Source organism: Mycobacterium sp. 5-140-3-2 (genome assembly GCF_035666375.1).
GTDB lineage: Bacteria > Actinomycetota > Actinomycetes > Mycobacteriales > Mycobacteriaceae > Mycobacterium > Mycobacterium intracellulare.
In genome coordinates, this window is sequence record NZ_CP142025.1 from 3,837,913 (window position 1) to 3,860,012 (window position 22,100).

At 69.9% G+C, this 22,100-nt stretch carries 22 protein-coding genes; 4 read left to right on the top strand and 18 right to left on the bottom strand.

Annotated elements, in window-relative coordinates; genetic code table 11:
- Positions 1–2: 2 nt before the first annotated feature.
- The 7 genes from P6281_RS17700 to P6281_RS17730 all read right to left on the bottom strand — a co-directional run bounded on the left by P6281_RS17700 (position 3) and on the right by P6281_RS17730 (position 6,968).
- The gene (locus tag P6281_RS17700; protein ID WP_009955241.1) at positions 3–1,679 is read right to left on the bottom strand and encodes a ribonuclease J; all 1,677 of its coding nucleotides are present in this window, start codon (positions 1,677–1,679) and stop codon (positions 3–5) included.
- Positions 1,680–1,698: 19 nt separating this feature from the next.
- Positions 1,699–2,601, bottom strand: a complete 903-nt coding sequence (gene dapA / locus P6281_RS17705; RefSeq protein WP_014385397.1) for a 4-hydroxy-tetrahydrodipicolinate synthase — start codon at positions 2,599–2,601, stop codon at positions 1,699–1,701.
- Positions 2,602–2,767: 166 nt separating this feature from the next.
- Positions 2,768–3,520, bottom strand: coding sequence for an FAD-dependent thymidylate synthase (thyX, locus tag P6281_RS17710; RefSeq protein WP_036455230.1), 753 nt, complete (start codon positions 3,518–3,520; stop codon positions 2,768–2,770).
- Between the two features lie 49 nt (positions 3,521–3,569).
- Complete coding sequence (locus tag P6281_RS17715) at positions 3,570–4,781, bottom strand: winged helix-turn-helix domain-containing protein (RefSeq protein WP_014385399.1); 1,212 nt, start codon at positions 4,779–4,781, stop codon at positions 3,570–3,572.
- A gap of 52 nt (positions 4,782–4,833) precedes the next feature.
- Positions 4,834–5,568: a cell division protein DivIVA gene (locus tag P6281_RS17720; RefSeq protein ID WP_051019745.1), complete on the bottom strand. Its 735-nt coding sequence runs from the start codon at positions 5,566–5,568 to the stop codon at positions 4,834–4,836.
- A 99-nt stretch (positions 5,569–5,667) separates the two neighbouring features.
- Entirely contained in the window at positions 5,668–6,171 is a 504-nt protein-coding gene (locus tag P6281_RS17725; protein WP_041785115.1) for a dihydrofolate reductase, read from the bottom strand.
- Positions 6,168–6,968 (bottom strand): thymidylate synthase, encoded by an 801-nt coding sequence (locus P6281_RS17730; RefSeq protein WP_014380625.1) that lies wholly within the window; start codon positions 6,966–6,968, stop codon positions 6,168–6,170. The genes P6281_RS17725 and P6281_RS17730 overlap by 4 nt, the downstream gene beginning before the upstream one ends.
- 42 nt (positions 6,969–7,010) lie before the next feature.
- Between P6281_RS17730 and P6281_RS17735 the strand changes: the two genes are divergently transcribed.
- Positions 7,011–7,760 carry a dienelactone hydrolase family protein gene (locus P6281_RS17735; protein ID WP_009955233.1) on the top strand — a complete coding sequence of 250 codons (750 nt, stop codon included), beginning with the start codon at positions 7,011–7,013 and terminating at the stop codon, positions 7,758–7,760.
- A gap of 16 nt (positions 7,761–7,776) precedes the next feature.
- Here P6281_RS17735 and P6281_RS17740 read toward each other — a convergent pair whose 3' ends face one another.
- The 3 genes from P6281_RS17740 to P6281_RS17750 are packed head-to-tail and all read right to left on the bottom strand — an operon-like array spanning position 7,777 to position 10,855.
- The gene (locus P6281_RS17740; RefSeq protein ID WP_014385401.1) at positions 7,777–8,874 is read right to left on the bottom strand and encodes an acyl-CoA dehydrogenase family protein; all 1,098 of its coding nucleotides are present in this window, start codon (positions 8,872–8,874) and stop codon (positions 7,777–7,779) included.
- An 11-nt stretch (positions 8,875–8,885) separates the two neighbouring features.
- Positions 8,886–10,076 (bottom strand): acyl-CoA dehydrogenase family protein, encoded by a 1,191-nt coding sequence (locus P6281_RS17745; protein ID WP_008258625.1) that lies wholly within the window; start codon positions 10,074–10,076, stop codon positions 8,886–8,888.
- Positions 10,073–10,855, bottom strand: a complete 783-nt coding sequence (locus P6281_RS17750) for an SDR family oxidoreductase (RefSeq protein WP_008258626.1) — start codon at positions 10,853–10,855, stop codon at positions 10,073–10,075. The genes P6281_RS17745 and P6281_RS17750 overlap by 4 nt, the downstream gene beginning before the upstream one ends.
- Positions 10,856–10,954: 99 nt before the next feature.
- Here P6281_RS17750 and P6281_RS17755 point away from each other — a divergent pair, with 99 nt between their 5' ends.
- Positions 10,955–11,269, top strand: coding sequence for a hypothetical protein (locus tag P6281_RS17755; protein ID WP_008258627.1), 315 nt, complete (start codon positions 10,955–10,957; stop codon positions 11,267–11,269).
- A gap of 14 nt (positions 11,270–11,283) precedes the next feature.
- On the opposite strand, the gene P6281_RS17760 is transcribed toward P6281_RS17755, so the two are convergent.
- Both P6281_RS17760 and P6281_RS17765 read right to left on the bottom strand, forming a co-directional pair.
- Positions 11,284–14,511 (bottom strand): acetyl-CoA carboxylase family protein, encoded by a 3,228-nt coding sequence (locus P6281_RS17760; RefSeq protein ID WP_014385402.1) that lies wholly within the window; start codon positions 14,509–14,511, stop codon positions 11,284–11,286.
- Complete coding sequence (locus tag P6281_RS17765) at positions 14,508–16,040, bottom strand: class I adenylate-forming enzyme family protein (protein WP_179945037.1); 1,533 nt, start codon at positions 16,038–16,040, stop codon at positions 14,508–14,510. The genes P6281_RS17760 and P6281_RS17765 overlap by 4 nt, the downstream gene beginning before the upstream one ends.
- Before the next feature lie 59 nt (positions 16,041–16,099).
- Between P6281_RS17765 and P6281_RS17770 the strand changes: the two genes are divergently transcribed.
- Complete coding sequence (locus P6281_RS17770) at positions 16,100–16,909, top strand: thioesterase family protein (RefSeq protein WP_036455232.1); 810 nt, start codon at positions 16,100–16,102, stop codon at positions 16,907–16,909.
- On the opposite strand, the gene P6281_RS17775 is transcribed toward P6281_RS17770, so the two are convergent.
- The 6 genes from P6281_RS17775 to P6281_RS17800 form a co-directional block, all read right to left on the bottom strand.
- Positions 16,900–17,361, bottom strand: a complete 462-nt coding sequence (locus tag P6281_RS17775; RefSeq protein ID WP_008258632.1) for a flavodoxin family protein — start codon at positions 17,359–17,361, stop codon at positions 16,900–16,902. The genes P6281_RS17770 and P6281_RS17775 overlap by 10 nt on opposite strands.
- Positions 17,354–17,812: a membrane protein gene (locus P6281_RS17780; protein ID WP_014385405.1), complete on the bottom strand. Its 459-nt coding sequence runs from the start codon at positions 17,810–17,812 to the stop codon at positions 17,354–17,356. Before P6281_RS17780 ends, P6281_RS17775 begins: the two co-directional genes overlap by 8 nt.
- A complete protein-coding gene (dapB, locus tag P6281_RS17785; RefSeq protein ID WP_008258635.1) occupies positions 17,809–18,546 on the bottom strand; it encodes a 4-hydroxy-tetrahydrodipicolinate reductase in 738 nt (245 codons plus the stop codon). Before dapB ends, P6281_RS17780 begins: the two co-directional genes overlap by 4 nt.
- 91 nt (positions 18,547–18,637) lie before the next feature.
- Positions 18,638–19,177 (bottom strand): hypothetical protein, encoded by a 540-nt coding sequence (locus P6281_RS17790; protein WP_026071287.1) that lies wholly within the window; start codon positions 19,175–19,177, stop codon positions 18,638–18,640.
- Between the two features lie 64 nt (positions 19,178–19,241).
- On the bottom strand, positions 19,242–20,324 hold the full coding sequence (locus P6281_RS17795; RefSeq protein ID WP_014385408.1) for an NAD(P)H-dependent amine dehydrogenase family protein: 1,083 nt from the start codon (positions 20,322–20,324) through the stop codon (positions 19,242–19,244).
- Complete coding sequence (locus P6281_RS17800; protein ID WP_014385409.1) at positions 20,321–21,328, bottom strand: Rieske 2Fe-2S domain-containing protein; 1,008 nt, start codon at positions 21,326–21,328, stop codon at positions 20,321–20,323. Before P6281_RS17800 ends, P6281_RS17795 begins: the two co-directional genes overlap by 4 nt.
- A gap of 196 nt (positions 21,329–21,524) precedes the next feature.
- Here P6281_RS17800 and P6281_RS17805 point away from each other — a divergent pair, with 196 nt between their 5' ends.
- A complete protein-coding gene (locus tag P6281_RS17805) occupies positions 21,525–22,100 on the top strand; it encodes a hypothetical protein (protein ID WP_009952948.1) in 576 nt (191 codons plus the stop codon).

Consider the following 22,100-nt stretch of genomic DNA (forward strand, 5'->3'; position numbering starts at 1 on the left):
GGTCAGACCTCGATGACGGTCGGCACGATCATCGGCTGGCGGCGGTAGGTTTCGCCCACCCACTTGCCGACGGTGCGCCGGACGCCCTGGGCGATGCGGCTCGGGTCGGTGATGTTCTCGGCCGCCAGCGCTTCCAGCTCCGCCTCGACCCTGCGCACGGCGGGCTCAAGCGCCTTGGGGTCCTCGGAGAAGCCGCGCGAATGCAGCTGCGGTGGGACCACCGGACGTCCGGTGCCGCGGGCGACCACGACGGTCACCGCCACGAAACCCGATGAGAGGATGAGCCTTTCGCCCAGCGTGATGTCGCCGACGTCGCCGTTGATCAGGCCGTCGACGAACATCTTGCCGACGGGCACCGCCCCGGCGATCGCGGCCTTGCCGGCGACCAGGTCGACGCTGACCCCGTTCTCGGCGAGCAGGATCGACTCCTCCGGCACGCCGGTGCGGGCCGCCAGCTTGGAGTTGGCGCGCAGCATCCGCCACGTCCCGTGCACGGGCATGACGTGGCGTGGCCGGATCCCGTTGTACAGGAACAACAGTTCGCCGGCGTAGGCGTGGCCCGAAACGTGAACGCGCGCTTGGGCGTTGGTGACGACGCGGGCCCCGATCTTGGCGAGTTCGTCGATGACGCCGTAGACGGCCTCCTCGTTGCCCGGGATCAGCGACGACGCCAGCACCACGAGGTCACCCGCGGTCAGCGTGATGCTGCGGTGCTCGCCGCGCGACATGCGCGACAGCGCCGACATCGGCTCGCCCTGGGTGCCGGTGGTGATCAGCACGACCCGCTCGGGCGGCATCATCTCGGCGGCGCCGATGTCGATCACGTCGGAATCGGCCACCCGCAGGAAGCCGAGCTCTCGGGCGATGCCCATGTTGCGCACCATGGAGCGGCCGACGAACGACACCCGGCGGCCCAATGCCACTGCGGCGTCGATGATTTGCTGGACCCGGTCCACGTTGGAGGCGAAGCACGCGACGATGACGCGGCCCTCGGCGCCGCGGATCAGGCGGTGCAGCGTCGGACCGACCTCGCTTTCCGACGGCCCGACGCCGGGGTGCTCGGCGTTGGTCGAATCGCACAGGAACAGGTCCACCCCGGCGTCACCGAGGCGGGACATGCCGGGCAGGTCGGTCGGCCGGCCGTCCAGCGGAAGCTGGTCGAGCTTGATGTCGCCGGTGTGCAGAACCGTTCCCGCGCCGGTGTGCACGGCGATCGCCAGCGCGTCGGGGATGGAGTGGTTGACGGCGAAGTATTGGCATTCGAACACGCCGTGGGTGCTCTTCTGGCCCTCGGCCACCTCGACGAACACCGGCTTGAGGCGGTGCTCACGGCACTTCGCGGCGACCAGCGCGAGGGTGAATCTCGAACCGACGACCGGGATGTCGGGGCGCAGCTTGAGCAGGAACGGAATGCCGCCGATGTGGTCCTCGTGGGCGTGGGTGAGCACCAGCGCCTCGATGTCGTCGAGCCGGTCCTCGATATGGCGCAGATCCGGGAGGATCAGGTCGACCCCGGGCTCGTCGTGGGTGGGGAACATCACCCCGCAGTCGATGATCAACAGCCGGCCCAGGTGTTCGAAAACCGTCATGTTGCGGCCGATTTCGCTGATGCCGCCCAGCGCGGTGACCCGCAACCCTCCAGTGGCCAATGGGCCTGGCGGGGCGAGGTCTACATCCACTTCTCGGACGCTCCTTGGGTCACCTGAGCACCGACGCCGCGCGCATATCGGCGGCCAAGGCGTCGATTTGCTCTGGCGTAGCGGGCATTTGGGGCAGCCGGGGATCGCCGACGTCGATGCCCTGCAGGCGCAGGCCGGCCTTGGACAAGGTCACGCCGCCCAGGCGCGCCATCGCGTCGCACAGCGGGGCGACGGTGGAGTTGATCTTGCGGGCGGTGGCGATATCCCCGGAGTTGAAGGCGGACAACATTTCCCGAAGTTGATTGGCCGCCACGTGGGAGATCACGCTGATGAAGCCGGTGGCGCCCATGGCCAGCCACGGCAGGTTCAGCGCGTCGTCGCCGGAGTAGTAGGCCAGGCCGGTCTCGGTGATGATCTGGCCGCCGCTGTGCAGGTCGGCCTTGGCGTCCTTGATCCCGACGATGTTCGGGTGCGCCGAGAGTGCGCGGATGGTCTCGGGCTGGATCGGGATCACCGACCGGGGCGGGATGTCGTAGAGCACCACCGGCAATTCGGTCGCGTCGGCGACGGTGGTGAAATGCGCGATCAGCCCGCTCTGGGGCGGTTTCGAGTAGTACGGCGTGACCACCAGCAGCCCGTGCGCGCCTTCGGCCGCGCAGGCCTTGGCCAGCCGGACGCTGTGCGCGGTGTCGTAGGTGCCCGCGCCGGCGATGACGCGGGCGCGGTCGCCCACCGCCTCCAGCACGACGCGCAGCAGCTCCCGCTTCTCGTCGTCGGTGGTGGTCGGCGATTCGCCGGTGGTGCCGGAGACCACCAGCCCGTCACACCCCGCGTCGATCAGGTGGTTGGCCAGGTGGGCGGCGGTGGCGGTGTCAAGGGAGCCGTCCGGGCGAAACGGTGTGACCATCGCGGTCAGCACGGTTCCCAACCGCGCTGGGGCGTCGAATCCGGCCGTGCTCACGGTGTTCAGGTTACCTGGCGCCGGCAAGCAATTTCGCACCCGCACGAGCGCGCGTTGCCGCGACGCACGCCGGCTCAGCCGCCGCAGGAGTCACACCCGGGCGGGTGGCCGATAAGCGCCCGCCTAGCAGCGACGACGGCGTCTTTGAAGCGTCCCCGATGGTCGGTCAGGCTTCGGTCGCCAACGGGCTGGTCGCGACCTCGGTCCCGTCGGCCAGGGCGGAGATCTCGAAGTCGGCGAACACCGCCGGCGCCGCGCCCGCCAGTTGACGCAGGCATTCGATGGCAAGCCGCCGGATCTCCACGTCGGCGTGCTCGCTGGCGCGCATGGCGATGAAGTGGCGCCACGCCCGGTAGTTGCCGGTGACGACGATGCGGGTTTCGGTGGCGTTGGGCAGCACCGCGCGGGCGGCCTGGCGCGCCTGCTTGCGCCGCAAGACGGCGTTGGGCTGGTCGGCGAACTTCTCCTCCAGCTTGGCCAGCAACTCGGTGTAGGTGGCGCGGCTGGCGTCGGCGGCCGCGGCCAGGATCTGCCGCAGTTCGGGGTCGTCTTCCATGCCGGGCGGCACGACGACGTGCGAGTCCGTCTCGGGGACGTAGCGCTGCGACAGCTGCGAGTAGGAGAAGTGCCGGTGCCGGATCAGCTCGTGGGTGCACGAGCGCGACAGGCCGGTGATGTAGAACGACACGCTCGCGTGCTCGAGCACCGAAAAGTGTCCGACGTCGATGATGTGCTTGATGTAGCCGGCGTTGGTCGCGGTCTTGGGGTTGGGTTTCGACCAGCTCTGGTAGCAGGCCCGGCCGGCGAACTCGACCAGCGCGGGGCCGCCGTCGGCGTCGGTGCTCCACGGGACGTCCGGGGGCGCCAAGAACTCGGTCTTGGCGATCAGTTGCACGCGCAGCGGTGCGATCTCGGCCACGGCGCCCACCTTAAGGCGTGCCGGGCGGATCGGTGTCGCAGGCCGGACATCAGCTGATCGCCCGCAGGTCGGCGGCCAGGTCTCCCCGCCCGGAGACGCTGAACCCGCCCAGGCCCAGCCAGGACGCCATGGACCGAAGCTCGCCGGCCAGCGCGGCGGCCACGCGGGCTTTGGGGGTGTCGGGCTCGGCGAATGCGCCGACGACACGCAGCGAGTCGGCGGGCCGGTCGGCCTTGAGGTCGACCCGCGCCACCAACCGCCCGTCCATCAGCAGCGGCCACACGTAATAGCCGTACTGCCGTTTGGCTGCCGGCGTGTAAATCTCTATGCGGTAATGGAATTCGAAGAGCCGCTCGACCCGGGGCCGAAAGAAGATCAGCGGGTCGAACGGGCAGAGCAGCGCGGTGCCGCGGTCGGCGCGCGGCACCGTCCGGCCCGCAAGCAGGTAGGCGGGGGCGGACCAGCCGTCGACGTCGACCCGCTCGATGTCACCGGCGGCCAGTAACTGGGCGATCGCGGGCTTGACCTGCGCGGCGGACAGCCGGAAATAGTCGCGGATGTCGGCCTCGGTGCCCATCCCCAGCGCGGTGGCCGCCCGCAGCGTCAGTTCGCGGAGCGCCTCGTCGTCGTCGACCTCGCGGGCCAGCACCGCGGCCGGCAGCACCCGTTCCACCAGGTCGTAATGGCGGGCGAAGCCCACCCGGGTGGCCGTGGTGAGCACCCCGGCCGAAAACAGCGCCTCGGCCACCCATTTGGTGTCGCTGCGGCTGCCCCACCAGCTCCCGCGTGGCCCGCGCGGCCCGACGGCCAGATGCGCCTCGATCTGGCCGGCCGTGCTGGGCCCGAGCTCGGCGACGGCGGCGACCACCTTCTCAGCCAGCCGCGGATTGGCCTTGACGATGTGGGTCCCCCACCGGCCGTGGCGGTACTGGCGCATCCGCCAGCGCAGCAGCGGCCAGTCCTCGACGGCCATCAGCGCGGCCTCGTGCGCCCAGTACTCGGCCAGCAGCCGCGACGAACGCGGGCCCCAGGCCGCGCGGTCGAGCACGTCACGGTCGTAGGGGCCGAGCCGGCTGAACACCGGGGCGTAATGGGCGCGCACCGCCACCGAGACCGAATCCAGTTGCAGCACTTGGATTCTGGAGATCAGCCGTTTCAGGTGCGCCCGGGTGATCTCGCCGCCGGGCCGGGGCTCGGTAAATCCTTGGGCCGCAACGGCTATCCGCCGGGCTTGAGCGGCGGATAGCCTGCGGGTCGACACGGCGCCGAGAATACCCCGCCGTCGGGGCCCGTCGGCGCGGGCTGGCGGGAGCTCAGCTCGCGCGGACCTTGCCGTCCACCGGAGCCAGGGCGCCGTCCTCGGACGGGTTCTTCTGTTCTTGGTAGGCCGCCTCGAGTGCGGCCGGAACGCGGTCGAGGTCGCGGTAGACGCCCATCAGCTGCTCGAGGATCTCGATCCGCTGCGCGGTCGCCTCATCGACCGCGCGCCGTGCCTTGTCACGGTAGTGATCGGCCCCCTGCTTGGCGTCACCGAGGAGCCGCTCGCACTCCCGCTCGGCGTTTCGCCGCGCCTCGTCGATCGCCGCCTGGGTTTCGGCGCGCATCTCGGCCAGTTCGGCGTCGAGCTTCTCCTTGGTCTGTTCGTACTCGGCTTCCAGCGCCTTTTGCTGGGCGGCCATGTCGGCGAGCACCTCGTCGCGCTTGCGTTCGGCGGCTTCGGCCTCGGCCTCGGCCGCCGCGATCAGCGCGTCCGCCTCGGCGCGCGCCTCGGCCTGCATCTCAGCGACCTCGTCGACCGCGCGCTGCAGCATTTTCGCCATCCGCTTCTGCATCGCGTGCGGCGAGGGTGACGTGTCGGTGAGGGCGGCGACCTCCTTGCGCAGCGCGGCGGTTTGCTCGCCGGATTCCTGCAGCCGGGCCCGCAGGCTTTCGACATCGTCAAGCAGCAGCTGCTGCTTGGTGGTCAACATTTCGATGTGGGCATCGACGGCGGACGCGTCGTAGCCCATGAACTTTCGCGAGAACGTCTTCACGGGTTCGGTTATCACTGCCAATTCCCCCTTCTCACCAAACTCCTGGTAGACCCTGCGACCGACCCCGAGTCCGAGTATGTCAGGTCGGGGCCGGGCGCGAGCGGCTGCGCAGACTCAGCGACGGTAGCTGTGGAAGCGGTACCGCAGCCCGGACCGGCTGGCCTGCCACTCCCCCGTCTCGCCCACCCAGGTGTCGTCCAGGGCGGGCGCCAGCGCGTCGTCGTCGTCGCGGCGCAGGTCGAGCTCGATCTCGGTGACCTCGCACCGGGTGGCGTACGGCAACGCGGCCAGATACACCTGCCCGCCGCCGATCACCCAGACCGCGGGCTCCCCCTCGGCCCGGGCGAAGGCCGCGTCCAGCGAGCCGACCACCTGCGCCCCGTCGGCGGCGAAGCCGTCCTCGCGGGACAGCACGACGTTGCGCCGGCCGGGCAGCGGCCGCACCTTGGCCGGCAACGAGTCCCAGGTCCGCCGGCCCATCACCACGGTGTGCCCGATCGTCACCTCTTTGAACCGGGCGAGGTCTTCCGGCACGTTCCAGGGGATGCCGCCACCGCGCCCGATGACGCCGGAGGTCGACTGGGCCCACACCAGGCCCACAGTGATAGTACGCGTCATACCGCGACGGGGGCTTTGATGGCCGGGTGCGGATCGTAGTTGCGCACGACGACGTCGTCGTAGGTGTAGTCGAAAATCGAATCACGTTCGCCCAGAACGAGTTCCGGGTAGGGCCGCGGCTCGCGGCTCAGTTGCAGCCGCACCTGCTCGACGTGGTTGTCGTAGATGTGGCAGTCCCCGCCCGTCCACACGAACTCGCCGACCGACAGGCCGGACTGGGCGGCCATCATGTGCGTCAGCAGCGCGTAGCTGGCGATATTGAACGGCACGCCGAGGAACAGGTCGGCGCTGCGCTGGTAAAGCTGGCAGCTCAGCCGGCCGTCGGCCACGTAGAACTGGAAGAAGGCGTGACACGGCGGCAGCGCCATCTGGGGGATCTCGCCGACGTTCCAGGCGGACACGATGATGCGCCGCGAGTTGGGGTCGGTGCGCAGCAAATCCAGGGCGGCGCTGATCTGGTCGACGTGCTCACCCGTCGGCGTCGGCCAGGACCGCCACTGTACGCCGTAGATCGGCCCGAGATCGCCTGTGTCACTTGCCCATTCGTCCCAGATGGTGACCCCGTGCTCGTGCAGCCAGGCGACGTTGGAATCGCCGCGCAGGAACCACAGCAACTCATACACCACCGACTTGAGGTGCACCTTTTTGGTGGTGAGCAGCGGGAAACCGGCCGACAGGTCATAGCGCAGCTGCCGGCCGAACAGGCTTCGGGTCCCGGTGCCGGTGCGGTCGGATTTGGCCGTTCCCTCGTCGAGCACCAGTCGGAGCAGGTCCTCGTAGGGCGTCGGGATTGGCACGCGGTCAGGATACGTCTAGGCAAGCGGAGTAGAACGGGTGCCATGCCGAATATCACCGACGTCGTCACCACCCCCGATGGCACCTGCCCGGTGCACCTGTTCACGCCCGACGGTCCGGAATCCCAAGTCCCGTGGCCCGGTGTGGTCATGTATCCCGACGCCGGCGGCGTGCGGGGCACGTTCGAGGAGATGGCCGCCAAGCTGGCCGGATTCGGCTATGCCGTGCTGCTCCCGGACGTCTACTACCGCACCGCCGACTGGGCGCCGTTCGACATGGCGACCGTCTTCAACGACCAGTCAGAACGGGGGCGCCTGTTTTCGATGATCGGCAGCGTCACCCCGGACCGGATGGCCGCCGACGCCACCGCGTTCTTCGACTACCTGGCGGCGCGCCCCGAGGTGTCCGGCGAGCGCTTCGGCGTGTGCGGCTATTGCATGGGCGGGCGGACGTCGCTGATCGTCGCCGGCCGGGTGCCCGACCGGGTGGCCGCGGCGGCGTCGTTCCACGGGGGCGGCCTGGTGACCGACACCGACGACAGCCCGCACCTGCTGGCCGACCGGATGAGCGCGACGGTGTACGTGGGCGGCGCCCAGAACGACGCGTCGTTCACCGCCGATCACGCCGAACAGCTCGACAAGGCGCTGACGGCGGCCGGCGTCGAGCACACCATCGAGTGGTATTCGGCGGGCCACGGGTTCGCCGTCCCGGACAACGCGCCGTATGACCCCGCGGCCGCCGAGCGGCACTGGGACGCGATGACGGAGGTGTTCGCCGCGGCGTTCCCGCGCTGACGGTTGCGCGGGGCCGTCAGGTCGGCGGCAGGTTCACCAACTCGGCCAGCCGGGCGCGGTGCCGGTAGCCGGTGCCGAACGCCAGCTGGTCGCTCTTGGCCCGCTTGAGGTAGAGGTGCGCGGGATACTCCCAGGTCATCCCGATGCCGCCGTGCAGTTGGATGCATTCCTCGGCGGCGTGCACGGCGATATCGCTGCAGTAGGCCTGGGCGATGGCGGCCGCCGCGGCCGCGTCGTCGTCGGCCCGGGCGCAGGTGTCGGCCGCGTAGCGGGCCGCGGCCGCGGCGGCGCCGACGTCGAACCACAGGTCGGCCAGCCGGTGCTTGATCGCCTGGTAGGAGCCGATCGTGCGGCCGAACTGCCGGCGCTGCCGGGCGTAGTCCAGCGTGGTGTCGAAACACCATTGGGCGACTCCGAGTTGCTCGGACGCGAGCAGGGCCGCACCGGTGAGGACGGCATCGGCCACCGGCCCGTCGCCCGCGCCGACCTTCGAGGAGGGCGCGCCCGAAAACGTCACGGCGGCAAGGGGTCTGGTCATGTCCAGCGCGAGCAGCGGCGACACCTGCACGCCCGCCGCGGCGCGGTCGACGGTGTGCAGCTCGAGCCCGTCCGGACCGGTGACGGGCACCACCAGCACGTCGGCCTCGCCGGCGCCGGCCACGGCGGTGACCGATCCGCTGAGTCCGCCGGGTCCGCCGCTGACCCCGGTGACCGGGTCGCCCGGCGCGGTGGTCAGCGGCACCACCAACGCCGCCGTCAGCTCGCCCTGGGCCAGCGCCGAGACGGTCCGGGTGTCCCCGGCGCGCAGCAGTGCCACCGTGGCGAGGACCGCGCTGGACAAGAACGGCACCGGCGCAACGGCCCGGCCGATCTCCTCCATGACCACCGCAGCCTCGCGGGCGCTTGCGCCGGCCCCGCCGAGCGACTCGGGAACGAGCAGGCCGGCCACGCCCAATTCGGTGGCCAGCGTCCGCCACACGCCCGAGAAGTCTTGGGGTTGGGCGTCATACACGCCGGCCACCGATTCGGGCGGGCAACGCTCGGCGAAGAGCTGACGGACGCCGGCCCGCAGCGCCTCTTCGGTGTCCGAATAGAGCAGGTCCCCGGTCAGCACGGCAAGGGGGCTCATCGGGGCAGGTCCTTCCACGCGGCGTCCTTGTCGACGCGGTGTTCACCCGGCAGGCCGAGGATCCGCTCGGAGATGGTGTTGCGCAGGATTTCCGACGTGCCGCCCTCGATTGAGTTGCCGCGCGCCCGCAGGTAGCGGTAGCCGGGCCCGCGGCCGACCAGGTCGACCGTCTCGGGCCGGCGCATGGTCCAGTCGTCGTAATACAGGCCGGATTCGCCGTGCAGCTCGATCTCGAAGCCCGAAATCGCTTGCGCCAGCTTGGCGAACGCCACCTTCATGCCGGCCCCCTCGGGCCCCGGCTGACCGGTGGCGGCCTGCTGCCGCAGCCGTTCACCGGCGAGCCGGAAGACCTCCGCCTCCACCCACAACCGCATCAGCTGATCGTGCATGGCGGGGTCGCGCAGGGCCGGCTCGGCGCGCCAGGCGTCGGCGACCTTGCCGATGTGGCCGCCCTCGCGCGGCGCGCCGGCGCGGGAACCGATGGCGACCCGTTCGTTGTTCAGCGTGGTGGTCGCGACCCGCCAGCCCCCACCCTCCGGGCCCAGCCGGTTCGCGTCGGGCACCCGGACGTCGGTGAGGAAGACCTCATTGAACTCGGCCTCGCCGGTGATCTGGCGCAGCGGCCGGATCTCGACGCCGGGCTGCGTCATGTCGCAGAGAAAGTAGGTCAGGCCGGCGTGTTTGGGCACGGCCGGATCGGTGCGGGCGACCAGGATGGCCATGTGCGCGTGCTGCGCCTGCGACGTCCACACCTTCTGCCCGTTGACAATCCACTCGTCGCCGTCGCGGACCGCGCGGGTCGACACCCCGGCGAGGTCGGATCCGGCACCCGGCTCGCTGAACAGCTGGCAGTAGATCTGCTCACCGGTGAACAACGGGCGCAAGAACTTTCGCTTCTGTTCGTCGGTGCCGAACGCCGCGATGGTCGGCGCGGCCATGCCCATGCCGATGTAGTTCTTGGGGGTGCCGCCCACCGGCGCCCCGGCGGCGGCCAGCCGGGCGTCGACGCGCTCCTGAGCGGTGCGCGGCAGATCCAGCCCGCCGAAGCCCCGCGGCAGGTGCACCCAGGCCAGTCCCGCATCGTATTGCGCGCCAAGGAATTCCCGCGCGTCGCCGTCCTTCGGATCGTGCTCGTCGAGCAGTGCCTGCACCCGCGCGTCCAGCTCGGCCGCGTCGAAGGCGTTCATTGACCGCCGCCGGGGGCGGACCGGAATCCCTGCGCGGCGCCCAGCAGCAGACCGCCGTCGATGACCATGGTTTCGCCGGTGATCCAGCTCGCCGCGTCGGAGACCAGGAAGGCGACCGCCGCGGCCACGTCGATCGGTTCGCCGATGCGCCCGAGCGCGATCGACGACGCCAGCGGATCCTCGTGGTCCTTCCACAGCGCCTCGGCCAGCCGGGTGCGCACCACCCCGGGGCAGATCGCGTTGACCCGCACGCGCGGCGAAAGTTCCAGCGCCAGTTGCTTGGTGACGTGGATCAGCGCCGCCTTGGTGGCGTTGTACATGCCCATCGCCGGCGACTGGTGCATGCCGCCGATGGAGGCCGTGTTGACGATCGATCCGCCGTGCTCACCCATCCACGACTTGACGGCGAGCGAGGTCCACAGCAGCGGAGCCCACAGGTTGACGTCGAAGATCTTGGTGAAACGGGCATGATCCTGGTCGATCAGCGCGCCGTACGCGGGGTTGGTCCCGGCGTTGTTGACCAGGATGTCGAGGGTGCCGAAGCGCTCGAGGGTCATGTCCACGCAGCGCCGGGCGGCCTCCTCGTCGACCGCGTGCGCCCCGACGCCGACGGCCCGCTCGCCGACCTGCGCGGCGGCCTCGTCGGCCGCCTCCTGCTTGCGCGCGGTCAGCACCACGTTGGCGCCCGCTGCCGCGAGCTGTTGAGCGATCGACAGGCCAATTCCACGTGACGCGCCGGTGATGATTGCGGTACGGCCGGTCAGATCTTGTGAGGTCATGTCGTTGGCCTTCCGTCGTTTGCCACCGAATCTTATTCGCGATGTTTTGGACATGTGTTGAGGTGGTATGCCACGCGCATGCTATCGAAATTGACACTCATGAAACCGCTGGTTGTCGCCGGGGCTGTGGCTGCGGCTATCGCTGCCGCGCCCGCGGCCGTTGCTGACGTTTCCGTAGCCGGACCAGCGCCGACCCACATCACCTTCAAGCAGGATCCGGGCGGTGGCGGCTGCGACGCCAACGGGAACTGCGGCTCGGGAGGCCAGTTCGAGGGTCCCGGCGGCGGACCCGGTGGTCAGGGCTGCGTCCCGGGTGTGGGCTGCGGCTCCGGCGGCCAGTTCGCCGGCCCCGGCGGAGTGCCCGGCGGCACCGGCTGCCTGCCCGGCGTCGGCTGCGGCTCCGGCCACGGATAATCGCTCAAACCCGGTCAGCCTCCCGAGAGCCTGGTGATCCAGGCCCGGGAGGCTGACGGGTCTATCACGTCGTCCAGCTCGAACGTGGTGGCCGCCCGCAACGCTTTGCCGTGCTCGTAGGCGGCGGCCACGAGGCGATCGAAGAGACTCTGCCGTTCGGCGGGATCGTCGACCGCGGCCAGCTCCTTGCTGTAGCCAAGGCGCACAGCGCCTTCCAATCCCATGCCGCCGATCTCGCCGGTCGGCCAGGCGATGGTGAACTGGGGCGCGCGGAAGGAGCCGCCGGCCATCGCCATCGCGCCGAGCCCGTATGCCTTGCGCAAGATGATCATGCCCAGCGGCACCGTCAGCCGCGCGCCGAGTACGAACATGCGGCCGAAGCGGCGCACCGCCGCCTGGGTCTCCGCGTCAGGACCCACCATGAAGCCGGGGGTATCGCACAGCGAAATCACCGGCAGCCCAAACGATTCGCACAGGGCCAGGAAGTCGCCCGCCTTGTCGGCCGCCTCGGCATCGATCGCGCCGCCTAGGTGGTGGGTGCTGTTGGCGATCAGCCCGTACGGCACCCCTTCGACGCGCACCAGCGCGGTGACGATGCCCACGCCGTAGTCTGCCCGCAGCTGAAGGACCGATCCGACGTCGACGATCGACTCGATCGCCCGGTGCACGTCGTAGGCGCGTAACCGGTTCTGCGGCACCACATGCCGGGCCAGCCGGGGGTCGGGCGCTTCCCACTCACCCAGGCTGCCCTGAAAGTAGGACAGGTACTGCTTGGCCAGCGCCACGGCGTGCGCCTCGTCCCGGGCGACCAGGCCGACCACGCCGTTGCGGCGCTGCACACCGATCGGCCCGATCGCCTCCGGCGGGTACACGCCCAGCCCGCCGCCCTCGATCATCGCCGGCCCGCCCATCCCGATGTTGGCGTCCGGAGTGGCGATGATCACGTCGCAGACCCCGGCCAGGGCGGCGTTGCCGGCAAAGCATCGGCCGGACACGATCGACACCAGCGGCACCTCGCCGCGCAGCCCGGCCAGCATCCGGAAGGTCGGCACGTCCAGCCCGGCAGCGCCGCCGACGTCGGTGTCGCCCGGTCGCCCCCCGCCGCCCTCGGCGAACAGCACCACGGGCAGCCGCTTGCGCGCGGCCAGGTCGAAGGCGCGATCGGTTTTGGCGTGGTTACGCATGCCCTGCGTGCCGGCCAGCACGGTGTAGTCGTAGGACACCACGACGGCCTCGGCGGCGGCCCGCCCGAACCGCTCCGCGCCGATGGTCGCCAGGCCGGCCACCAGGCCGTCGGCCGGGGTGTTGGCGATCAGGTCCTCTTCGGAACGGCGGCTGCGCTGCGCCGCGATGGCCAACGCGCCGTATTCGACGAAGCTGCCGGGATCGACCAGATCGGCGATGTTCTCCCGCGCGGTGCGGCGGCCCTGCTGGTGCCGCTTGGCGACGGCCGCCGCACGGCCCTCGTCCAGGGTGAGCGCGTGGCGCCGCGTCACCTCGTCGAGGTCGGCGCGCGGCCGGTCGAGATCGGTTGCGGCCCTTGCGGATTCTCCGCGGTCCCCCGCGTCCGTGCGGGTGAAGATCAGCAGCGGGTCGCCGGTGCCGACGACCTGCCCGGGCGTCACCAGAGTCCGGACGGTCCGCAGCGCGTCCGGCGCGACGAGCACGTGCTGCATCTTCATCGCCTCCAGGACGACCAGTTGGCTTCCGGCGGCGTACTGCGCCCCCTCGGGCGCCACCTCGACCACGGTGCCGGCCAGCTGCGCGCGCAGCGCGTCCTCGTCGGGATAGAGCTCGACCTCCGCCGGCGGCGGTTCTTGCTCGTGTGATTGCGCGGCGCGGGCCAGCTCGCGAAGTTTCTGGTCGACGAAATCGGTGCTCACCCAACCGGATTCGACGCGGTCCGCGCGCAGCAGCTCGCGGAGGAATCCGATGTTTGTGTGGATGCCCTCGATGCCGAACTCGGACAGGGCGGTGCCGGCTTTGCGTAGCGCCGCCGGCCACGACGTCCCCCGCACATGGACGATGACCTTGGCCAGCAGCGAGTCGTACTGGGGGCTCACGACCAGCCCGGGCCGGCCATAGGTGTCGACCCGCACGCCCGGCCCGCTGGGCGGGGTGAACGCCGTGAGCGTGCCCGCCGACGCCAGCACGGAGAAGTCGGGCCCGAACGTCTCCGCGTTGACCCTGAGCTGAATCGCGATGCCGCGCTGGGCGGCCGGCTCGCCGATGACTTCGAGCCCGTCGGACGCGATGCCGGCCGGCAACCCCAGCCCGTAGAAGGACGCGCCGCCGGCGATCGCCAGCTGGACGGCCACCAGGTCGAGTCCGGTGGTTTCCTCGGTGACGGTGTGCTCCACCTGGATTCGCGGGTTGACTTCGAGGAAGACGAAATCCTCGCCGGTGACCAGGAATTCGACCGTGGCCAGCCCCCGCAGGCCCACGCGCGCGCACAGCCGCACCGCCGCCTGATGCAGCGCCCGGCGCAGCTCATCCGAAAGCCCTTGGGCGGGGGCTATTTCGACCAGCTTCTGGTAGCGGCGCTGGATGCTGCAGTCGCGATCCCCGACCGCCAGCGCGTGCGTCTGGTGGCCGGCCGGCGCGGCGACGACCTGCACCTCGATGTGGCGGGCGTCGTCGAGCAGCGCCTCGGCGTACAGCGCCGGTTCGCCGAAACCCAGCTGCGCCTCGGCCGCACAGCGCTGGTAGGCGTCGTCGATCTGATTGGCGCGGTGCACCTTGCGCATTCCCCGTCCGCCGCCGCCGGCGAGGGCCTTGAGCATGATGCCGCCCTGCTGCGCCGCGAAGAACGCCTTGACGTCCCCGACGCTGCTCGCCCCGTCGGTCGCGGGCAGCACCGGCACCCCGGCGGCCAGCGCGGCGCCGCGGGCCGCGGTCTTGTGGCCGAGCAACCCGAGCACCCCGGGGTCGGGGCCGACGAACGTGAGGCCGCCGGCCGCGCACGCGTCGGCGAATTCGGCGTTCTCGCTGAGGAATCCGTATCCGGGGTGGATGAGGTCCGCGCCGGAGCTCTTCGCCACCGCCAACACGGCGGACTGGTCCAGGTAGGCCCGCGGGCCGCTGCCGGGCAACCCGATCGCCTCGTCGGCCGCGTGCACGTGCGGGCTCTGCGCGTCGTCGCCGGCGTAGACGGCGATCGTCCGCATGCCCAGTTCGGTTGCGGTGCGGATGATTCGCAGTGCGATCTCGCCGCGGTTGGCGACCAACAGGCTCGCGCTCATCGCAGCGGCTCCCCCCACCGCACCTGTTCGCGGAGCCTGGCCTTGAGCAGCTTGCCGCCGGCGTTGCGCGGCAGCGCGGTATCGACCACCGTGACGTATTGCGGCACTTTGAAATCGGCGAGCCGGCCGCGGCAGTGCTCCAGCACGGCCGGCACGTCGATGTCGTCGTCACCGCCGAACAGCACGGCCCCCACCTTCTCCCCCATGACGTCGTCGGCGACCCCGAGCACGCAGGCGTCCGCGACGTGGGGCGCCCCCAGCAGCACGGCCTCGACCTCGACGCTGGAGACGTTCTCGCCCCCGCGGTTGATGATGTCCTTGAGCCGGTCGATGAGGTGCACCCTGCCCGCGTCGTCGACGCGCACCACGTCGCCGGTGTGCAGCCAGCCGTCGGCAAAGGTCGTCGCCGTGGCTTCGGGCCGGTTCCAGTAGCCGGCGGTGACGTTGGCGCCGCGGGTCACCAGCTCACCCACGCCGGGCTCGTCCCCCAACGGGATCAGCCCGAGGTCCACCGACGGGACCGCGTACCCGACCGAGTCGGCGTGTTCGACGGCCTCGCCGTCGGGCAGCACCGTCATCAGCGATGCCGTCTCGGTCATGCCGTAGCCGTTGAACACGGTGGCGTGGCCGAACGCGTTCTTCACCGTCCGCACCAGCGACGGGGCGATGGGGGCCCCGCCGTATCCCACCCACCGGATCCCCGAGACGTCTGTCCCGGCAAACCCCTTGTGCCGCAACAACAGTGAGTAGATCGCCGGCACCGTCACCAGCACCGACACGCGCTCGGCGCCCAGCGCGGCGATCAACGCGTCGAGGTTCAGGGTGGGCATGATCACCGACGCTCCCCCGAGCCGTGCGGCGGCCAAAAGTTGTGAATTGCAACCCGTCACGTGGAACAGGGGAACCGAGATCAGCGTCCGCATTCCCTCGCCCAGGTCTCGCGGTTGTTGCAGACACCGGATCGCGTTCTCGGTGTTGGTCAGGAACGCCTCGTGGGTGGTGGGCACCCCTTTGGGGTGGCCGGTGGTGCCCGACGTGTAGAACAGGGCGGCCACGTCGGTGCGGCCGAGTTGCTCGCTGACGTACGGCGGCCCTTCGGGCAGCGGGGAATCCGGCGCCAGATCGAGCCCCGCACCCGAGTCGGACAGGACGAAGTCGACCTCCGGTTGAGCGGAGCGCATATTGACCGCCACCGCAATGCCGCCGGCCATCACGACGCCCCAGAACGCGAGCACCCAGTCGATCCCCGCGGGGTAACGCACCGCGACCCGGTCGCCCCGCTTGATGCCTTCCGCGCGCAGCCCACCAGCCACCCGCGCGGCGCGGTCCCAGAGTTGTCGGTACGTCAGCCGGCCGCCGCCCAGCTCGACCAGCGCCTCGCTGCCCGGACGGTTGTCGACGTGTTCGGCGAGCATGTCCAGCAGGGTGGCGGGCAGCTCGTCGTAGCGCGGGACGCCGTCGCGGCCGCGGGACACGCCGACCGTCGGGAACGGGTTGTGGTCGCGCGCGATTTCGATCACTGGAGGCATACCCGGTCCTTACTATCCGGTGTCCTATCGTGATAGCGGTGACGAACGATTCCGCCATCATGCCCGAGGCGTTTTTCACTGTAGACGGCGACTCCTACGTTCCTGGCGCGATGACGCAAGGGCCGTGGGGCGCGGCCATGGGCGGCCAGATCGTCGGCGGCCTGTTGGGTTGGGGCATAGAGCAATCCGGCGTCGATCCGGACCTGCAGCCCGCCCGGTTCACGGTCGACCTGTTGCGCCCGGCGCTGATGTCGCCGGTGCAGATCCGGACATCGGTCCTGCGGGAGGGTCGGCGCATCAAGCTGGTCGACGGCGAGCTGGTACAAAACGGCACGGTCGTCGCGCGGGCCAGCGCGCTGTTCCTCCGTCGCGGCGATCATCCGGACGGCCGGGTGTGGTCCTTCCCGGTCGAGATGCCGCCGCTGCCGACATCCTCCGACGGCTTCCCGGAGGCCATGCCGTTCCTCATCTGGGGGTATGGGGCCACCCGCGACGGCAGCCCGGGCATCGCCGCCGGCGAGTGGGAGCAGTCCGACTCGCAGAAGTTCGCGTGGGCCAGGATCTTTCGGCCGATGGTGCAGGGCCACCCGCTGACCCCGTTCACCCGGCTGGCGTTCGTCGGTGACATCACGAGTTCGCTCACCCATTGGGGCACCGGCGGATTGCGCTACATCAACGCCGACTACACCGTCACCGCTAGCCGGTTGCCCGACGGCGAATTCCTGGGGTTGGCCGCCCAGAGTCACTACGGCACGGCCGGGGTTGCCACCGGGGCGGCCACCCTGTTCGACCGGCACGGCCCGCTCGGCACCAGCTCGGCGCTGGCCCTGGCCCAACCGGCCGACGCGTTCAAGCCGACCTACGCGTAATCCATCAACTGGGCGGCGACCGTCGCCCCGAGTTCCCAGCACGCCTGCAGCTGCTCCTTGCCGGGCTTGCCCGAAACCACCACCGTCTCAGCGGCTTTGGACCAACCCAGCCCGGTCGTGATCGTGTCGACCGCGCGCTCGGCGCCCTCGGTGCCCTCGTTGCCGTGCAGGTACAGCCCGAACGGTCGCCCGCGGGTGGAGTCGAGCAGCTGGTAGTAGGAGCAGTCGAACGCGTGCTTGAGGGCGCCCGAGATGTAGCCGAGATTGGCCGGGGTGCCCAGCAGGTAGCCGTCGGCGGCCAGCATCTCGGCCGGCGACACCGTCAACGCCGGGCGGCGCAGCACCTCCACACCCTCGATCTCGGGGTCGGTCGCGCCGGAGACGACCGCCTCGAACATCTCGTGCGTGTGCGGCGACGGCGTGTGGTGCACGATCAGCAGCGTCTTACTCATGGTCGCCCTGCAGGTTCACGGCCGTCTTCATGGCTTCGCGGGCGCGGCGTCGATCCCCGGCGTAGTCGTAGGCGCGGGCCAGCCGGTACCAGCGCCGCCAGTCGTCGGGGTGGTCTTCCACTTCGGTGCGCACCGTGGCGAACAGCGCGTCGGCCGCGTCGCGCTGGATGCGGCCCGACGGCCGGCGCGGCAGGTCGCTGGTGTCCAGTTCCATTCCGTCGGCGGCGATCAGGCGCGCGAGCCGCTGATGCGCCAATCCCGCGCGCAGGGTCGCGACCATCGCCCACAGGCCGATGACGGGCATCACCAACACCGCCAACCCGAGGCCGACGGCGGCGGCCCGCCCGGAGGCGATCATGGCGACGGCCACCCGTCCCAGCAGCGCGAAGTACACCAACAGCGCGACGCACATGAAGGCGACGAGCAGTTGGGTGCGCAGCGCTTTGGTCATTGCAGGTTGAGCAGGGGCTCCAGGCCCACCGTCAGTCCGGGGTGTTCGGTGATGCGCCGCACCGCCAGCAGCACGCCCGGCACGAACGATGTCCGGTCGAGGCTGTCGTGGCGGATGCTCAGCGTCTCCCCCTCGGTGCCGAACAGGATCTCCTGGTGCGCGACCAGCCCGGCCAGGCGCACCGAGTGCACCGGGATGCCGTCCACGTCGGCGCCCCGCGCGCCCGGCAGGCTGGTGCTGGTGGCGTCGGGGTTGGGCGGCAAGCCTTTTCGTGACTCGGCGATCAGTTTGGCGGTGCGCGTGGCGGTGCCCGACGGTGCGTCGGCCTTGTGCGGGTGATGCAGCTCGATCACCTCGGCCGAGTCGAAGAAGGGCGCCGCCTGCCTGGCGAAGTGCATCGACAGCACCGCCCCGATGGCGAAGTTCGGCGCGATCAGCACCGAGGTTTTCGGGTTCTCGGCGAGCCAGGCCCGCACCTGCTGCAGACGCTCGGCGGTGAAGCCGGTGGTGCCGACGACGGCGTGAATCCCGTTGCCGATGAGGAACTCCAGGTTGCCCATCACCACGTCGGGATGGGTGAAGTCGATGACCGCCTCGGTGCCGCCGTCGGTCAGCAGGCTCAGCGGGTCACCGGCATCCACCTCGGCGGACAGCGTCAGATCCTCGGCGGCCTGCACGGCGGCCACCATCGTCGATCCGACTTTTCCCTTGGCTCCCAGCACTCCCACTCGCATGGCCTTCACCCTAGACCGAGTCCCTTCCGCGCCGCGGCGTGCGTCGAGGGGTTATCTCAATGACAGCTCGAACGTGGGATTCTCGCGCCGATCAGGTGTGGACGATCCAGGCCGCTTCGGTGTAGGGAGCGGGTTGCGAGGGATCGTTGATCGTGATGTACAGCTCGCCTCCCGTCGGCATAGCGAAACCGACGAATCCATGTGCGGTCTGCCCGTCGTGAAGGCCACCCGATTCCAGCGGGGGCATCTTGTTCAGTCTCTGGTAGTCGACCGCCATCGTTGCCGGCTGGGGGGCGTCGTTGCCGCCGCCGTATCCGGCGAACATATAACGCTGGTCGAACTGGAAGAAGTAGTGGGACGTCGCGGTGATCGTCATTTCCACCACGTTGCATGCGGAGCCAGGCGTCGGACTCGCAAAGTGCGAGGCGCACCCCGGCGGTAACCACGTTGCACTGTCGATAGTGATGTCGGCGGTCGCGCCGCCGGCCGCCCGCGCATGCACGGGCACGCCCATCTGACCGGTCGGGAACGGTGGGCTCTCGGACGCGGGGTCGGCCGAACCGGAGGGACACGAGCATGTGGCAATGACCGCCGCGGCCGCGGCTGCCGCACCTACAAATCCCGCGCGCACCACGGGTGGTTACCCGCGGCGCTGCCACGAGAAACGCGTGGCTGGCGGCGGTGCGACGCCTCGCCTACTTTTTGAACCGCCCGGCGAAGCCGCGCAGCGGCAGGTCGGCGCTGGTGATCAGCCCCGGCGGCGCCGCGATCACCGACTTGATCGCGGCGAGGGCGGGCATGCCGGTCACGGTCATGCCGATCGAGGCGAAGCTGTCCGGGTTGGACAGGTCCACGCCGGGCTTGGGAAAGATCATGTGCTTGTTGTAAATGCACGGATCACCCTTGATCTGGGTGATGTAGCAGCCCTTGATGTTCCAGCTGGGTTCGGTGTGCGGGGTCATCTGCCATTCCAGGTGCGTCTCGACCCGCGGCACGCCGTCGACCATGCCCTGGTACTTGATGTAGTTGCCGCCCAGCGAGCCCTTGGGCAGCGTGTACCAGCCCAGGTCGACGTCCTTGGTGCAGGCGCCCAGCTCGTAGCTGAACGTGACCTCGTCGAGTGTCAGGTCGAAGCAGTCGGCCATCATGTACACGCTGTCGGCGAAGACGCGGGTGTATTTCTCGAGCTTCGACGGGATGTCGGGGTCGTCGACCGGCTGGCCGTAGCCCACTTCGATCCAGGTGTCCTTGGAGTGGTGGCACGACACGTCGACGGACTCGATGGTGGTGATGTTCTCGATGTCGGCGACGTCGGCCGAACACACCACGCCCAGAATCTGATTGAGCCCCGGGTTCATCCCGGTGCCGTAGAACGTGGCACCGCCCTTCTCACAGGCGTCGGCCAGCAGCTTGCTCACCGGTTTGCCCGACGGGTGCGGGTGATTGGTGTCGCGGTGCCAGCCGGTGATCCAGTCCGCGGTGGTGACGATATCGATGCCCGCCTCGAGCACGTGTAAGTAGAGGTCCTCGTCGGGGAACACGCCGTGGAAGGTCAGCACGTCCGGCTTGGCGGCGATGATCTCCTCGATGGTGCCGGTGAACTTGACCCCGTTGGTCCCCACGCCGGCGAACTCCCCGGTGTCCGTGCCGACCTTCTCCGGCGAATAGGCATGCACGCCAATGAGTTCGAGATCGGGCTGGGTCGCGATCCGCCTGATCATCTCCGAGCCGACGTTGCCGCTTCCGACCTGAAAGACGCGGATCGGTGCTGTACTCATTGCGCTAAGCCTTCCTGCGATACGAATGCCTCGGGATAGAACTGCTTGGCCCACTGGCGAATTGCCGTGAATCCCTCGTACTCGTCGGGGGCCAGCGCGGGTGGATCCGAATACCGTTGGTGCTGCCAGATTTCGATGTCCTGGGTGAACTGGCGGATCACTTCCTGGCCGAATTCGGCCGCCTTGCGTTCGGCGCGTTCCGAATCGCCGCCCGGCGCGCGGCCGATGTAGACCATGAACCGGACGTCGGAGGTGCGCTCGTCCACCGGGGTGATCGCGGAGATGGTGCGGTTGTCGATCATCCCCCAGCTCTTGGTCACCGCGATGCCCAGGCCGCCGTTGATGGCCTGCACGCCGCTGTTGACGTCCTCGATCAACTGGGCGTCGTCGCCCTCGAAGGTGATGGTGAAATCGACGTACGACACCGGCTCGGCGAAGTCGTGGCGGGTGAACACCGGCACGATCGGGGTCTTGTGCACGAACTTGAAGTGCGCGAAGTCCACCCCGTTTTCCAGCACGTACTGCGGGTGCATCTCCAGGGTCTCGCGGTACAGCCGCTGCTGCGGGTAGTAATCGTCGGCGGTGCTGCCGTCCTCGAAGGCGGCGAACACATCCGGCGGCTCGAAGTACGGTTCGCGGCGCTCGACGTCGTGCCAGATGTAGACCGACGCGTTGCGTTCGACCACCGGGTAGGTGCGCATGCGCCGGCCGCGGTTGGGGCGGTCCTGGTACGGGATGCAGACGTTGCGCCCCTCGGCGCTCCACTGCCAGCCGTGGAACGGGCACTGCAGCACCTCGCCGACGACGGTGCCGCCGTACCCCAGGTGCGCCCCGAGGTGCTCGCAGTAGGCGTTCATCACGGTGAGCTGACCCGATTCCGCGCGCCAGGCGACCATCTCGGAGTCGAAGTACTTCATCTTGTGCACGTCGCCGACGCCGATCTCGTCGGACCAGGCGACCTGGAACCAACCGGTCGGCTTCATCGACAACGGCGGCTTAGCCATCGAACCCTGCCATGTGAGCTGCCCTCCCTCGGGTACGAATATAAGCCGCGCCCCGAGAAAATCAAAGTACCCTCTATGAAAACGTCGGCGGCCTGCCCGCCCGAGTGGATAAGATCGCCCAATGACCCCTCAGACCAGCGGAGCCGGCATCGCGGGCCGGCGCCCGAACCGGCGGGGCCATGCGACTCGCGAAAGCATGCTCGAGGCCGCGCTGCGCTCGCTGGCCTCCGGCGAGCCGGGCTCGGTATCGGCCAACCGCATCGCCAAGGACATCGGCGCCACCTGGGGCGCGGTGCAGTACCAGTTCGGCGACACCGACGGGTTCTGGGCCGCGGTGCTGCACCGCACCGCGGAGCGCCGCGCCGCGACGTTCTCGACGCTGTCGGCCCCGATCTCGCCGGACGCCCCGCTGCGCGAACGCGTCGGCGCCATCATCGACACCCTCTACACCGGCCTGGCATCGGCCGATTCGCGCGCGATCGAGAACCTGCGCGCGGCGTTGCCCCGCGATCCCGACGAGCTCGAACGCCTCTATCCGCGCACGGCCGCCGAGCTGTTTTCCTGGGGCAAGAGCTGGCTGGAGACCTGCCAGCAGGCCTTCGCCGGTCTGGCCGTCGACCCCGACCGGGTCCGCGAGGTGGCCGCCCTGATCCCCGGCGCGATGCGCGGCCTGGTGTCCGAGCGCCAGCTGGGCTCCTACGCCGACCTCGACATGGCGCGCCGGGGCCTGACCAACGCGCTGGCCGCCTACCTGGAGCCGTCCCGACCGTAA

Bases quoted from the DNA above. Each gene is read 5' to 3' on its own strand.
- P6281_RS17770 (WP_036455232.1), top strand. From the start codon at position 16,100: ATGCCCGAGGCGTTTTTCACTGTAGACGGCGACTCCTACGTTCCTGGC.
- P6281_RS17805 (WP_009952948.1), top strand. From the start codon at position 21,525: ATGCTCGAGGCCGCGCTGCGCTCGCTGGCCTCCGGCGAGCCGGGCTCG.
- P6281_RS17755 (WP_008258627.1), top strand. From the start codon at position 10,955: ATGAAACCGCTGGTTGTCGCCGGGGCTGTGGCTGCGGCTATCGCTGCC.
- P6281_RS17765 (WP_179945037.1), bottom strand. From the start codon at position 16,040: ATGCCTCCAGTGATCGAAATCGCGCGCGACCACAACCCGTTCCCGACG.
- P6281_RS17750 (WP_008258626.1), bottom strand. From the start codon at position 10,855: ATGACCTCACAAGATCTGACCGGCCGTACCGCAATCATCACCGGCGCG.
- P6281_RS17795 (WP_014385408.1), bottom strand. From the start codon at position 20,324: ATGAGTACAGCACCGATCCGCGTCTTTCAGGTCGGAAGCGGCAACGTC.
- dapB (WP_008258635.1), bottom strand. From the start codon at position 18,546: ATGCGAGTGGGAGTGCTGGGAGCCAAGGGAAAAGTCGGATCGACGATG.
- P6281_RS17725 (WP_041785115.1), bottom strand. From the start codon at position 6,171: ATGACGCGTACTATCACTGTGGGCCTGGTGTGGGCCCAGTCGACCTCC.
- P6281_RS17745 (WP_008258625.1), bottom strand. From the start codon at position 10,076: ATGAACGCCTTCGACGCGGCCGAGCTGGACGCGCGGGTGCAGGCACTG.
- P6281_RS17775 (WP_008258632.1), bottom strand. From the start codon at position 17,361: ATGAGTAAGACGCTGCTGATCGTGCACCACACGCCGTCGCCGCACACG.
- P6281_RS17760 (WP_014385402.1), bottom strand. From the start codon at position 14,511: ATGAGCGCGAGCCTGTTGGTCGCCAACCGCGGCGAGATCGCACTGCGA.
- P6281_RS17735 (WP_009955233.1), top strand. From the start codon at position 7,011: ATGCCGAATATCACCGACGTCGTCACCACCCCCGATGGCACCTGCCCG.
- P6281_RS17800 (WP_014385409.1), bottom strand. From the start codon at position 21,328: ATGGCTAAGCCGCCGTTGTCGATGAAGCCGACCGGTTGGTTCCAGGTC.
- P6281_RS17780 (WP_014385405.1), bottom strand. From the start codon at position 17,812: ATGACCAAAGCGCTGCGCACCCAACTGCTCGTCGCCTTCATGTGCGTC.